12 protein-coding genes are annotated in these 14,024 nt (G+C 66.5%); 5 read left to right on the top strand and 7 right to left on the bottom strand.

The window, feature by feature from the left end:
* Positions 1-37 precede the first annotated feature (37 nt).
* A complete protein-coding gene (locus LWC34_RS43670) occupies positions 38-826 on the bottom strand; it encodes an inositol monophosphatase family protein (protein WP_233731194.1) in 789 nt (262 codons plus the stop codon).
* 73 nt (positions 827-899) lie between these two features.
* Between LWC34_RS43670 and ppgK the strand changes: the two genes are divergently transcribed.
* The 5 genes from ppgK to LWC34_RS43645 all read left to right on the top strand — a co-directional run bounded on the left by ppgK (position 900) and on the right by LWC34_RS43645 (position 6,341).
* Positions 900-1,661, top strand: a complete 762-nt coding sequence (gene ppgK / locus LWC34_RS43665; protein ID WP_233731193.1) for a polyphosphate--glucose phosphotransferase — start codon at positions 900-902, stop codon at positions 1,659-1,661.
* 176 nt (positions 1,662-1,837) lie between these two features.
* The gene (locus LWC34_RS43660) at positions 1,838-3,223 is read left to right on the top strand and encodes an RNA polymerase sigma factor (protein WP_233731192.1); all 1,386 of its coding nucleotides are present in this window, start codon (positions 1,838-1,840) and stop codon (positions 3,221-3,223) included.
* 129 nt (positions 3,224-3,352) lie between these two features.
* Positions 3,353-3,724, top strand: a complete 372-nt coding sequence (locus LWC34_RS43655; protein WP_233731191.1) for an FKBP-type peptidyl-prolyl cis-trans isomerase — start codon at positions 3,353-3,355, stop codon at positions 3,722-3,724.
* A 194-nt stretch (positions 3,725-3,918) separates the two neighbouring features.
* Positions 3,919-5,481, top strand: a complete 1,563-nt coding sequence (locus LWC34_RS43650) for an IS1182 family transposase (RefSeq protein WP_233723308.1) — start codon at positions 3,919-3,921, stop codon at positions 5,479-5,481.
* Positions 5,482-6,161: 680 nt separating this feature from the next.
* Entirely contained in the window at positions 6,162-6,341 is a 180-nt protein-coding gene (locus tag LWC34_RS43645) for a DUF7455 domain-containing protein (RefSeq protein WP_033391384.1), read from the top strand.
* Positions 6,342-6,518: 177 nt separating this feature from the next.
* Here LWC34_RS43645 and LWC34_RS43640 read toward each other — a convergent pair whose 3' ends face one another.
* The 6 genes from LWC34_RS43640 to LWC34_RS43615 all read right to left on the bottom strand — a co-directional run bounded on the left by LWC34_RS43640 (position 6,519) and on the right by LWC34_RS43615 (position 13,962).
* The gene (locus LWC34_RS43640) at positions 6,519-7,694 is read right to left on the bottom strand and encodes an ROK family transcriptional regulator (protein WP_233731190.1); all 1,176 of its coding nucleotides are present in this window, start codon (positions 7,692-7,694) and stop codon (positions 6,519-6,521) included.
* Between the two features lie 5 nt (positions 7,695-7,699).
* A complete protein-coding gene (locus LWC34_RS43635) occupies positions 7,700-9,151 on the bottom strand; it encodes a sugar ABC transporter permease (RefSeq protein ID WP_233731189.1) in 1,452 nt (483 codons plus the stop codon).
* A 35-nt stretch (positions 9,152-9,186) separates the two neighbouring features.
* Entirely contained in the window at positions 9,187-9,963 is a 777-nt protein-coding gene (locus LWC34_RS43630; RefSeq protein ID WP_233731188.1) for an ATP-binding cassette domain-containing protein, read from the bottom strand.
* 72 nt (positions 9,964-10,035) lie between these two features.
* On the bottom strand, positions 10,036-11,157 hold the full coding sequence (locus LWC34_RS43625) for a sugar ABC transporter substrate-binding protein (protein WP_233731187.1): 1,122 nt from the start codon (positions 11,155-11,157) through the stop codon (positions 10,036-10,038).
* Positions 11,158-11,518: 361 nt separating this feature from the next.
* Complete coding sequence (locus tag LWC34_RS43620; RefSeq protein WP_233731186.1) at positions 11,519-11,944, bottom strand: PH domain-containing protein; 426 nt, start codon at positions 11,942-11,944, stop codon at positions 11,519-11,521.
* A gap of 272 nt (positions 11,945-12,216) precedes the next feature.
* Positions 12,217-13,962 carry a DEAD/DEAH box helicase gene (locus LWC34_RS43615; RefSeq protein ID WP_233731185.1) on the bottom strand — a complete coding sequence of 582 codons (1,746 nt, stop codon included), beginning with the start codon at positions 13,960-13,962 and terminating at the stop codon, positions 12,217-12,219.
* Positions 13,963-14,024 lie beyond the last annotated feature (62 nt).

The following is a 14,024-nucleotide window of genomic DNA, read 5'->3' as shown; positions in this document are numbered from 1 at the left end:
CGTGAGTGTTTTCGCCGGTTCTAACCGGCTAAAACACTCACGACCTTCCAGCTGCGAGCAAGAGGCCCTTGAGCCCGGTCGCGATCCCTGGCGCGGCCGCGAAGACGGCGTCGCCCAATTCGCCCGTGCCAGGCAACTCCACGATCGCGCCCGCTTCCTCGGCGACGAGCGACCCGGCGGCCCAGTCCCACGGGTTGAGGCCGACCTCGAAGTAGGCGTCCACCCAGCCCGCGCCGACCATGCACAGGTCAAGGGCGGCCGATCCGGTCCGCCGGATGTCCCGTACGCGCGTCAGCAGGTGCCGGACCACCTCAGTCTGCCGGGCCCGTCGTTCGGGCCGGTAGGCGAATCCTGTGGCCACCAGCGTGAGTTCCAGTTCCTCGGCCGTGCTGGCCCGTAGCGGCTGGCCGTCGAGCGTCGCGCCGCCATCGCGTGCCGCTGACCACACACGGCCGCTAGCGGGCTCTACAACGGCCCCTGCGGCCGTAATGCCGTCCAACTGGGCTGCCACCGACACGGAGTACCACGGGAAGCCGTAGAGGTAGTTCACGGTCCCGTCGATGGGATCGACGACCCAGCGCACCCCGTCGGCCGCGGTCGCGCCGCCTTCTTCCTCTCCGAGCACTGATTCGCCTGGTCGCAGCTCGGCGAGTCGCTCGCGGATCAGTCGCTCGGCCGCGCGGTCGCCCGCGGTGACTGGATCGGTGGCACTGGATTTCGTCGCGACGTCCCGCACAGCGGAGCGTCGCGTCGTCTCGACCAACTCGGCCGCCTCACGCGCCACTCGGACAGCGACTTGGCGCAGAGTGTCCCGCAGATGGACCATGGGTACATCCGACCACATCGGTTATCGTCCCCCCATCACCTGGGAACTGAATCGAGAAGGAAGGACCACGGGGATGGCTGGCACCCGCGGCTTCGGGGTAGACGTAGGCGGTTCCGGGATCAAGGGATGCGTGGTCGACCTTCAGGCCGGAACGCTCGTTGGCGAGCGGGTCAGGACGAGCACCCCACAACCTTCGACGCCGGATGCCGTCGCCGATGTGGTCGCCAAGACCGTCGAGCAGTTCGACTGGCACGGACCGGTCGGGATCACGCTGCCGACTGTGGTCAAGCAGGGCAAGGCGTTGTCCGCCGCGAACATCAGCAAGAAATGGATAGGCACCGACGCGCACGCGTTGTTCGCCGAGCGACTCGGCAGGCAACCGAACGAGATCGTGGTTCTCAACGACGCCGACGCGGCGGGTATGGCCGAAATCCGTTATGGATCAGATATCGACCGCAGTGGCGTGGTGGTGTTGCTGACTTTCGGCACGGGCATCGGCAGTGCGGTTTTCCTTGACGGCGAGCTCATCCCGAACACCGAGTTCGGCCACCTGGAGGTGGACGGGCACGACGCCGAGACCAAGGCGGCGGCCTCGGTCAAGGAGGAACACGACCTCTCGTGGGAGGAGTGGTCCAAGCGCGTGACCCGCTATCTGCGCAGGCTGGAGGACCTGGTCTGGCCGGACCTGATCATCGCTGGCGGCGGCGTGAGCAAGAAGGCGGACAAATGGCTGCCTTTGTTGGACGTGCGTACCAAAGTCGTGGCCGCCGAACTGCGCAACGACGCGGGGATTGTCGGCGCCGCTGTCGCGGCGGATATCGGCGTCCAGCACTGATTCTGAGTAATTCACGCCCGTAGGAACTGCCTTGACGCCCTTGTTGTGTCACCGCACTCGCCGGGCGTCGTTACAATGGAACAGCGCCTTCGGCAAAGCCCCGGAGGCACTCCCCGAACTCCCGGCAACTCGACCCCCGCCGTGTTGCCGTTGTCGACCGTTTCGAAAGGGCGTACGTGGCAGCCGCAGAGACCGCAACCCGACGCTCCCCGAGCACCGAGAGCGCGGCGAAGACGACCAAGACCGCTTCGGTTGCCGGCAAGACCGACGCCGAAGAGCCCGCGACGGCGGGCGCGAAGGCGAAGTCGTCGGCGGGACGCAAGCCCGCCGCAGCCAAACCTCGCGCTGCTGCCAAGAAGACCGCGGCCAAGGCGCCAGCGGCCAAGGCAGGCCCGGCCACGGCCAAGAAGGCCGACGGCGAGCCCGACGAGCCAGGCGAGCTTGAGGACGTCCAGCTCGAGGACCTCGAGGACCTCGAGGCCGACGACGCCGAGCTCGTCGACGAGCCGGTGGTCGAGGAAGAGCCGGAAGAGGAAGACGAGAAGCTTCCCAAGGACGCCAAGGAGGGCGGCGGCGACTTCGTCTGGGACGAAGAAGAGTCCGAAGCCCTCCGTCAGGCCCGCAAGGACGCCGAGCTCACCGCTTCGGCCGACTCGGTGCGTGCCTACCTCAAGCAGATCGGCAAGGTCGCCCTGCTCAACGCCGAGGAGGAGGTCGAACTCGCCAAGCGGATCGAGGCCGGCCTCTACGCGGCCGAGCGGGTGCGCAAGGCCGAGGAGGAGAGCGAGAAGCTAACCCCGCAGATGCGGCGCGACCTGCGCTGGATCGTGCGGGACGGCGAGCGCGCCAAGAACCACCTGCTCGAGGCCAACCTCCGGCTCGTGGTCTCGCTGGCCAAGCGCTACACCGGCCGTGGGATGGCGTTCCTCGACCTGATCCAGGAAGGAAACCTGGGTCTGATCCGCGCTGTCGAGAAGTTCGACTACACCAAGGGCTACAAGTTCTCCACGTACGCCACCTGGTGGATCAGGCAGGCGATCACCCGTGCCATGGCCGACCAGGCGCGCACCATCCGTATCCCGGTGCACATGGTCGAAGTGATCAACAAACTCGGCCGGATCCAGCGTGAGCTGCTGCAGGACCTCGGCCGCGAGCCGACGCCGGAAGAGCTGGCGAAGGAAATGGACATCACCCCGGAGAAGGTGCTGGAGATCCAGCAGTACGCCAGGGAGCCCATTTCGCTCGACCAGACCATCGGCGACGAAGGCGACAGCCAGCTCGGCGACTTCATCGAGGACTCCGAGGCCGTGGTCGCGGTCGACGCGGTGTCGTTCACGCTGCTGCAGGACCAACTGCAGTCGGTGCTGGCGACGCTGTCCGAGCGTGAGGCAGGCGTGGTCCGGCTGCGGTTCGGCCTGACCGACGGTCAGCCGCGCACGTTGGACGAGATCGGCCAGGTCTACGGCGTGACGCGGGAACGCATCCGTCAGATCGAGTCGAAGACGATGTCGAAGCTGCGTCACCCGTCGCGCTCGCAGGTCCTGCGCGACTACCTCGAGTGATCGAATCGTTGTAGGAGAAGCCCCCGGTCGTGGCCGGGGGCTTTCTCATTGGCCCTGTTCGGCGCTGACCTGGGCACTTGAGTACGTTGTCCTGGTACTTGCAGAGCATCGCTTTATGGAGGACACCTCGTGGCGACGAAGCCTGAGATCGGCCCGATCACCGGAAACCCGCCAGCTGACCTGGAGATCGAGGACATCACCGTCGGCGACGGCCCCGAGGCCACGGCTGGCCAGATGGTGACGGTGCACTACGTCGGCGTCTCGCACTCGACGGGCAAGCAGTTCGACGCGTCGTGGGACCGTGGCGACACGTTCGACTTCCCGCTCGGCGCTGGCCGGGTCATCCAGGGCTGGGACCGTGGCGTGGCTGGCATGAAGGTCGGCGGCCGTCGCAAGCTGACCATCCCGCCGCACCTCGGTTACGGCGCTCGCGGCGCTGGTGCCGCCATCAAGCCGAACGAGACCTTGATCTTCGTGGTCGATCTGCTCGGCGTGAGCTAGTGGTTGCGATCGGGAGTTCGTTGGGGGTATTCGGCGGATCCAGGTTTTCGCTGAGTGAGCCGGGCGAAGGGGCCGGTACCGGTGTTGTACCGGCGCCTTCGCCCGGTGCTGCCCAGAGGAAAATCTGGCTAGGAGGCCGCTGAATAATCGGCGTGTCGCCCCAGGATGTGGGTTTGAGCTGGGAGAATCGTTTCATGCAGGGTGTGGAGCGTGGTGATCGGGAGCTGCTGGACGCGGAGGCGCTGGTCGGTCATCTGGTCCCGGCGGGGAGCATGTTCGCGTTCCTGGCCGGGCATCGCCGGAATCTGTTCCCCGATGGAGAGTTCGAGGATCTGTTCCCCTCGGGCAAGGGACGGCCCTCGATCCCGGCGTCGGTGATGGCCTCCATCCTGGTGTTGCAGACCCTGCATGATCTCTCGGATCGGGAGACCGCTGAGGCGGCCCGGTGTGACCTGCGGTGGAAGGTCGCGACCGGGATGGCATTGGACGACAAGGGATTCGACCCCTCGACGCTGGTGTACTGGCGCAAACGACTGGCCACCTCGGGGCGGCCGCATCGGATCAACGACGCGGTGCGCACGGTCGTCGAGGAGACCGGGATCCTGCGTGGCCGCCGCAAGCGGGCGGTGGATTCCACGATCCTGGCCGACGCGGTCGCCACCCAGGACACCATCACCCAGCTGATCTCGGCGATCCGGCGGGTGGATCGGCAGGTGCCCGGCGCGGCGGGGCAGATCGCGAAGGTGTGTACCGGCCATGACTACAGTCGGCCGGACAAGCCGAGGATCGACTGGGACGACCCGGCCGCCAGGGACGCGCTGGTCTCCGCGCTGGTCAACGATGCGAACGCGCTGGTGGCGGCGCTGGCCGATACCGAACTGGAAGGCGACGCGGAGTTCGCGTTGGCGTTGCTGGCGTTGGTCGCCGGTCAGGATGTCGAGCCCGCCGAGGGCAGTGACGGCACTGATGGGCGGTGGCGGATCGCCCGCAAGGTCGCCCCGGACCGGGTGGTGTCCACAGTGGATCCGGATGCGCGGCATACCCGCAAGTCCCCGGAGAACCGGCGGGACGGGTATCGGGCGCACGTGGCGGCCGAGCCCGAGACCGGGATCGTCACCGACGAGAAGGTGACCACGGCCGCCGGCACGGAGAACTCCGACCCCGCTGTGGCCGAGGAGTTCCTCGACGCCGAGGACGGCAAGCGCGCGTGGTACGGCGATTCCGCCTATGGCACAGGGGATCTACGCGGTGGGATCGACGATGCCGGGCATGAGGCGGTGATCAAGCCCAAGCCGCTGCGGGCTCCGGTCGAGGGCGGATTCACCGTGGACGACTTCACCGTGGACGAGCAAGCGGGCACGGTCACCTGCCCCAACGACATCACCCGCCCGATCAGCCGGACCCGGGTCGCCACCTTTGGCGCTCTCTGTCGTGCCTGCTCACTGCGTGCACAGTGCACCACGTCCAAGACCGGCCGTAAAATCGTTCTGCACCCACGAGATGACCTGCTGCGCCAAGCCCGACGCGACTGGGCGGACAAGCCCGAACTGCGCGAGAGCTACAGGACGTTCCGCCCCAACGTGGAACGGGTCATCTCCCAGATCGCCAGCCGCGGTGGCCGACGTCTCAAACTCCGATATCTAGGCACCGGCAAGAACAACGCCTGGCTCAAACGCCGCACCGCAGCCTTGAACCTCCGCAACCTCATCGGTCGCGGCCTGACCCATGCGGCGGGCGCTTGGACCCTGGCTACCTGAGGGAAACCACGGCCCAACCCCCAGTCTTGGGGATTGTGAACCTCGTCGAGCAACCGCCCTGGGCTCCCTGAACGCCCAGCATCACCCATGAATCAGCAAGGCCCAGGTCCTCGCCTGCCATCACTCGGTGACAACCAACCCGCAAACCACCCTAATTCAGCGGCCTCCTAGCGGGAAGCTGGGCCGTCGAGACCCCCGACAGACTTCCGATCGTGACCACTAGTCATGGCGTCCCGGCGGGCTCTCGTATTCGGAGGGTGAGCCCGCCGGGGCACCACACGCATACGTTTCCCTCGAAAAAGCGACGTTCATCACACCCGTGCCCTCACCGAGCGTGAAAGTTGACACGAACGTGTCGGCCCGCCGGGAACCCGTCCGGCCATCTTCGAGCTGAGCTGGGCGAAGGCCCGCCCCTGCGCTGAAACGCCTGCTTGTACCACGCCAGTCGGCCCGCACACCACAAGATCTTGAATATCGGGACGGCCACTACGGCAACTGGGCGAACCAATTGTTACGGCTGTCTCTCTCGGGCGCGGGAACACTGACGATCGCCAAAACGTCTGCAAGAGTAGAGGTAGCGAACATCGGGTATCCGCCAGGCAACTCGACTCGGCGGAGACCCAGTGGTCGCAGCCTGACGAGGGCACCGACCACGGTGCCGGGACGGAGGGAGATTTACCATGAACACCACGCTCACCCGCCCCGAACTGACAGCCGCCGATCGCTGCGACCGCTGCGGGGCAGCCGCGCAGGTTCGGGCGATCCTGCCCTCAGGAGGAGAACTGCTGTTCTGCGGTCACCACGCGCGTGAGCACGAGGCGCGCCTGAAGGAGTTGGAGGCAGAGCTGCAGAAGGGCTGAGACCACGATCCACCGGATCACAGCCAAGACGTAGTGCGGGGCGGGGACTGAAGAGCGTCGGTCCCCGCCCCTGCTGCTGTCCAAGGGAGGATTCGCACCGCCTGGACAGCGCACGCAACGGTCAACACGGTGTTCCGGAACGGTGGACACAGTGTTCCGGAACGGTGGACACGGCGGTTACATCGTGCCGAGGACCGGTTCGAAGGCCAGTTCGGCCGCACCGATCAGCTTGGCGTCACCGCCGAGCACCGATGGCACGATCCGCGTTCCCCCGGTTGCCCGGCTGACCAGGCTCCTCGTCCGGACTTCACGTCCAACGTCCGCGATCAGGGCCGCGGGCAGGGACGTGAACAGGTCCCCGAGCACGACCAGTTCCGGACCGAGCATGTTGACCACGTTGACCAGGCCGAGAGCCAGCCAGTCGACCAACTCCGCGAGCTGCTCGCGGGCCAAGGACGAGTGCGCGGACAGCTCCTTCAACGCCGCCACGATCGCGCCACGCGGCGAGCCTTCGGGCAGATCCAGCGCGCGGCACATCGCGGCCTCGCCGATCTCGGTCTCCCAGCAGCCGTGGCTCCCGCAGTAGCAGGGGCGGCCGCCGGGCTTGATCACCATGTGCCCGATTTCGCCGAAGTACCCGCTTGTTCCGCGCATCGGTGCGCCGTTGGAGATCACGCCACCGCCAACGCCGACGTCAGCCGACACGTATACCGCGTCAGACGCGCCACGGGCGGCTCCGCGGACGTGCTCGGCCAAGGCACCAAGCTCCGCGTCGTTGCCGAGGCGTACGGGCATGTTCAAGCCCGTAGAGAGCCATTCCCCTAACGGGATGTCGGTCCAGTGCAAGTTGGGCGCCTCGTGCACGAGCCCGTCAGAGCCACGGACCACACCAGGCACAGACACGCCAACCGCGGCCGTCTCGACAGACAGCTCACCAACGAGCCAACGCGTCGAATCCACGATGTGTGCGACGACCTCGTCCGGCTGGCTGGCACGCCCATAGAGGTTCCAGCTGTTACGGCCGAGGATCTGCCCGCCGAGGCCAACCAGGGCTATGGCGACACCCTCGACGCGTATGTCGATCGCGAGTACGACGGCCGCGTGGGGTTGGGGCAGTACGAGTAGCGATGGACGGCCAGCGCCGCTGCGTTGCAGCGGCACTCGCTCTTCCACCACGCCAGCTTCGGCAAGGCCGTCCACCAGCGCTTTGATTGTGCTGCGGTTGAGTCCTAGTTCCGTGGTGAGCGCCGCACGGGTGCACGGCCCGTCGATGTGCAGACGTCGCAACAGTGCTGTCCTGTTGTGCCTGCGTACCTCGTCGGGCCGCGCCCCCGCTATCGGCGAAGTCGTCACGGCGATCAGGACGTGGCAGCCGCCGCACGACGGCGCGACAGCGCATCGACCGTGGCAGCGACCAGCAGCACGATGCCGGTGATGATGTTGATCTCAGCAGCGCCGTAGTTCAGCAGGAACAGACCGTTCTGCACGATCGCGATCACCGTGCCACCGATCACCGCGTCGGTGATCTTGCCCTTTCCGCCGAACAGCGACGTACCACCGATGACTGCGGCACCGACCGCGAACAGCAGCGTGTTCAACGCGCCGGCCTGCGGGTCGACCGAACCGACCTTCGACGCGGCCACGATCGCGCCGATCGCCGCGAGCCCGGAGCTCACCACGAACACGCTGGCGCGGATCTTGGGCACGTTGATACCGGCGCGGCGGGCCGCTTCGGCGTTGCCGCCGACGGCGTAGATGTGCCGTCCGTAGCGGGTGCGGTTGAGCACGTACAACCCGATGACCATGATGCCCAGCACGATCGGCACGACGATGGGGACGCCCTCGATCACGATGTTCGGGTTCGGCGCGCGGTTGGTCGAGAAGATGTACGTGCCGACGATCGCCAGGACCGCGATCGCGGCGACCTTGATCAGCGCGATCGGCGTCGGCTGGGTGACCAGGCCGGAGTTGAGCCGCTTGAAGTGCTGGCCGAGCGTGACGCCCGCGTAGCCGAGGACCACGATCGCGCAGAAGATCCAGCTGCCCGTGATGGTCAGGTTGCCGTTGGCGACCGCGAACAGCGTCGGCGACTCCGAGCCGACCGGTAGCGTGCCGCCCTGGCCGATGAGCTTGAGGATCACGCCCTGCCAGGTGATGAACAGCGCCAGCGTCACCACGAACGACGGCATGCCGATCTTGGCGACGAGGAAGCCGGTGATGCAGCCGATCGACGCGCCGACCGAGACCGCGAGCAGCATCTCCAGCCAGGCGTTGGCAGGTACACCGATCAGCGCGATCAGCAGCGCGACCAACGCGAACGCCGAACCGGCCCAGATCTTCATCAGCAGGCCGAGTCCGAGGGCCACCACGAGCAGCCCGCAGAACACGTAGAACACCGTGCTGCCCATACCGCCGAGCAGATTGCCGTTGCGCACCAGGTGCAACGCCATCACCGCGGCACACACACCGGACGCTGTACCCGCGGCGAGGTCGATCTCGCCGAGCAGCAGCACGAACACCAGGCCCATCGCGATGATCACGATGCTGGCACCCTGCTGGAACAGGTTCGCGATGTTCGCGAGCGACAGGAAGACGTCGGACTGCGCGGCGAAGTAGATCACCAGCACGAGCAGGCCTGCCAAGGCTGGCAACGAGCCGAGCTCGCCGCCGCGGACCCTGGCGAAGTAGTCGCTGACCGCCTCGCCGGTCGTCTTCGATGTGGTGTCGATCCCGAAGTCGGAGATCGCACCGGCACGTTTCGCTTCCTCCGGCGCGCTTGGCGTTCCGGTGGCGGAAGGCTTTTCAGTCATGCGTGGGGTCCAGTTCGTATTTCAGGTGATCGGCGTCAGATGGTCACGGTGTCGGGACGGGCGAGCCCGAGCTCACCGGACCGTCCGGCGGTGATCAGCTCGACCACCTGGGTGTTCGTCACTTCCTTCGTCGGCACCTGTGCCACCATCCGGCCGAGGTAGAGCGTCGCTATCCGGTCGGCGACCTCGAAGACGTCGGCCATGTTGTGGCTGATCAGCACCACACCGAGGCCCTGCTCGGCCAGCCTGCGGACCAGGTCGAGCACCTGACGGGTCTGCGCGACACCCAGCGCGGCGGTCGGCTCGTCGAGCAGCACGACCTTGCTGTTCCACAGCACGGCTTTGGCGATCGCGACAGTCTGACGCTGGCCACCGGACAGCGACGCGACCGGCGTACGTACCGACTTGACCGTGCGGACCGACAGCGAAGCGAGCGTCTCGCGCGCGGCCTTCTCCATCGCGGCCTCGTCGAGCAGCCATCGCGAACCACGTTCCCTGCCAAGGAACATGTTCTGCACGATGTCGAGGTTGTCGGCCAGCGCGAGGTCCTGGTACACGACCTCGATGCCGAGCTCCGCCGCGTCCTTCGGACCGCGGATGTGCACCTCGTTGCCCTGGAATGAAACGGTTCCCGAGTCGTGACCGTAGATCCCGGCGATGCATTTGACCAAAGTGGACTTTCCGGCGCCGTTGTCACCGACGAGCGCGGTGACCTCACCCGCTCGCACAGTGAAGTCCACGTCGTGCAGGACGTGGACCGGGCCGAAGCTCTTGTTGAGACCCTTGATCTCGAGGATCGGATCACTACTCATGGTGTGTACTCCGTGATGGAACCGGGGCGGGTGCCAGTCGGGGGCAGGCACCCGCCCCGGAGATTGGGCGAACTAGGAGATGCCTGCTTCGGTGCACGCGGCCTTGAGCTCCGGCGTGCAAACCTCGGAAGCCTTGACGTAACCGGCAGTGATCACGTCCTTGACGTTCGCCTTGGTGATCGTCTGCGGCGTCAGCAGGACCGACTTGACGTCGCGGTTGCCCTTCGGGTCCTTCTCCGTCTGCGTGGCGATCGCGTCAGCGGCGGCGGTGTCACCCTTGGCAAGGGCGGCGGCCAGCTTGGCGGTGGCCTCAGCCTCTTGCTTGATCGGCTTGAACACCGTCATGTACTGCTCACCACGAAGCACGGCCTGCAGACCGGCGGCGGTGGCGTCCTGCCCGGTGACCGGGACCTTCAGGCCGTTCTTGTTCAGCACGGTGATGACCGCGCCGGCGAGACCATCGTTCGCGGCGACGACGCCGTCGACCTTGCCGCCGTTCTGCGTCAGAATCTGCTCGAACGCCTGGCCACCCTTCTGGTTGTCCCAGTTGTCGATCGGCTGGGAGCGGACCAGCTTGAGCGCGCCGCTGTCGTACGCGGGCTTCAGCGCCTTCTGCTGACCCTGGTAGAAGAGCGTGGCGTTGTTGTCCGTCGGCGCGCCCTCGATCTCGATGACCTGCGCGCCCGCCTTGTCCTTCAGCGCGGTGACCATGGCCTGGCCCTGCAGCTCGCCGACCTTGCTGTTGTCGAACGACACGTAGTACTTCGAGCTGCCGCCAAGGTTGAGGCGGTCGTAGTCGATGACAGGGATGCCCGCGTTCGCGGCCTTGGCGGCGACGGTCTTGCCGAGCTCGCTGTTGATCGACGCGATCACGAGGACCTTGACGCCCTGGGTGATCATGCTGTCGGCCAGGCGGGTGAACGTGGCGGTGTCACCCTGTGCGTTCTGCACGTCGGCGTCGAGGCCCTGCGCCTTCATCGCCTCGATGATCATCGGCTTGTCGAAGCCCTCCCACCGGGCGGAGGTGGCGGTCTCCGGCAGAATGACGCCGACCTTCGTGCCGCCGGACGGCGCTGCCACCCCCGAAGAGGAGCCACCCGCACCGGGCGCCGGTGCCTCGTTGGCCCCGCAAGCAGAGAGCACGAGGGCGACACCCGCACCCACGGCGGCGAGGGCAAGGGTCTTGCTACGCATTCGTCGTCCTTCCAGTGGGACTCGAAAATGTTGTGCGGCACAACATATGCCTGGCACCCCCGGTACTGGAAGGTAACTGATTCGATTCAGACGCTTTTGTGGGATACGAAGTGGCAACGACGACGTAACTGAAGAGCCTCGACCCCCTGAAAAGTGACGACGCCATTACGGCCGGTAAGCAGCCAACGGTGCCGATGCGGACAAAACGGACCGATGGTGTCCCATACCAGCGTCTAATTTGTTGTTGCGAGCGGGGTATGAAACACCAAATACCGACAATGTGGGTTGGTGCTCAACAAAACTGACTTTTGTTGTGCGCCTCAGCGGCCGAGGCGAGCCAGCACGGCGTCGGTACCGAGTTCTACCCGCGCCTCTGGGTGCTCGACGTAGTGCTTGAGCAGCGCGTACAGGCAGCCTTGACACCAGCGAACGCCTCCCATGGCAGGAACGATGAGAACGTCCACCCACGCTGCTCGATCCCCTCGGGGGAGAGCGTCAGCCGACCCCGCCGCACCCGGCCCGACAAGACGGCCACAACAAATGTCGCGGTCCCCGCGCCGAGCCCTCCGAAGGCCACCGCCGCCGCGGTGATCCCGCTTCGCGCGTAGTCGACGGTGGCTAGCACGAAGATCGAGGCGAAACAGCTCATCTGTGCGACTAGGCAGATGAAGGCGACCAGTGAGTACCGCACTTGCGTTACCTGCTGGCCGGACCGGATGTCCGTGTACCGGGCTGGCCTGCGGACTCGGGTGTAGTAGATGAAGAAGGCGCCAAGCATGAAGAACACGGCGATGAGCAGGCCGGCCGTACTTCAGCCCGCCATTAGCACCGATCGCAACAAATCCCAGGTCCGCCACGAACGTCCCGAGCGCGAACACGACGAGCACGACGATGCCGGGCAGATAACGGCGGCCGGAACGACATGGCCATTCAGTGGGCCACGACAACCGGTCAGCAGATGGCATCCCAGGCGTCCTCCAACGTTTCGCCGACGACTTCGGCCGTGTCCGCACCAGCTTTTGATGGCGTCGCCAACGGTTTCGGAGCCTCGCCCGTCGCTCACCAGGAGCGCAGGGTGGCGATGCGTTCCTCGAGTTGTTCGACCGATGCCATCGCCGTCGGCGGGCCGCCGCATTGCCGCCGGAGGTCACCGTGGATCACGCCGTGTGGCTTGCCTGTGCGGTGGTGGAACATCGCGACGAGGGTGTTGAGCTCCTTACGCAGCCCGTTCAGGCGTTCCTGCACGGTTTGCGGGCGGTTCTCGGCGGGTGCCGCGGGCCGGTTGGCCTGCTCGGCGTGCCTGCGTGAGCGGGTCGCGAGCTGCTTTTCCTGCCGCTGCTGCAACAAGGTCCGGACCTGTTCGGGTTCCAGCAGGCCGGGCAGGCCCAGGTAGTCCTGTTCTTCCTCCGAACCGACGCCCGCTGCCGTGCCGAAGGATGAGCCTTCGTAGATGACCTGGTCGAGCTCGGCCGACGCGCCCAGTGAGGTGAAGGCCTTCTCTTCCTCGCCTGGTTCGTCCTCAGTTCGGTTGGCTGCCGCCAAGAGCTCGTCGTCCCAGCCGTCTTTCTCGCGGTGCGGCTTGCCCAGGACGTGGTCGCGCTGCACCTCCATCTGGCTGGCGAGTTCGAGCAACACGGGCACGCTGGGCAGGAAGACGCTCGCGGTTTCGCCCTGGCGCCGTGCGCGCACGAAACGGCCGATCGCCTGCGCGAAGTACAGCGGGGTTGACGCGCTGGTCGCGTACACGCCCACCGCTAGCCGGGGTACGTCCACGCCTTCGGACACCATGCGGACCGCGACCATCCAGCGGTCATCGGACTCCGCGAACTTCTTGATGTTGCCTGAGGCCTTCGGGTCGTCCGACAACACGACCGTCGGTTCGTCGCCGGTTGTCTTGTGCAAGATCCGTGCGTATTCGCGGGCCGTTGTCTGGTCTGAGGCGATGACGAGACCGCCCGCGTCTGGGACACCACCAGCGCGTAGCTGCCGCAACCGGACGTCCGCCGCGTTGAGGACCGCGGGCATCCATTCGCCGGTGGGGTCCAACGCGGTACGCCACGCGCGTGCGGTTTGTTCCTGCGTCATTGGTTCGCCGAGGCGCGCAGTGAACTCCTCGCCCGCGTTTGTGCGCCAGGACGCCTCGCCGGAGTAGGCCATGAAGATGACCGGGCGCACGACGCCGTCACGCAGCGCGTCGGCGTAGCCGTACGTGTGGTCGGAGACGCTGCGCATCGAGCCGCCTGCGTCCGGTTCGTAGTTGACGAACGGGATCGGCGAGTCGTCGCTTCGGAACGGTGTTCCGGTCAACTGCAGGCGTCGTACTGCTGGGGTGAAGGCTTCGCGGATCGCGTCGCCCCAGGATTTCGCGTCGCCGCCGTGGTGGACCTCGTCGAGGATCACCAGGGTCTTGCGGTTTTCCGTGCGCACGCGGTGCAGCGTTGGGTGGGCCGCGACCTGGGCGTACGTCACCGCCACGCCTCGGTAGTCGCGTGAGGTCTGGCCTTGGCCGTTGGTGAAGTTCGAGTCGATCGGGATGCCGAAGTTGGTCGCCGATTCGGCCCACTGGTGCTTCAGGTGCTCGGTCGGCGCAACGATCGTCACCGCCTCGACCGTCCGGTCCGCAAGCAGTTCCAGGGCCAGCCGCAGGCCGAACACCGTCTTTCCCGCGCCGGGCGTCGCCACCGCGAGGAAGTCCTTCGGCTTGGCCGCGAGGTACTTCGTGATCGCACGCCGCTGCCATGCGCGCAGGGGCCGCTGAGCGGGTGACGGGGGCGGGGCCGGGGGTGCGTAGTCGGGCGCTACCACGGAAACTCTCGGCTCCTTTCTCGCACGAATGCCCTCAGGGCGTGTCCCGCTGGACTCGTTGA

The organism is Kibdelosporangium philippinense (assembly GCF_021390435.2).
GTDB lineage: Bacteria > Actinomycetota > Actinomycetes > Mycobacteriales > Pseudonocardiaceae > Kibdelosporangium > Kibdelosporangium philippinense.
This window is presented reverse-complemented; position numbering and strand designations above follow the sequence as displayed.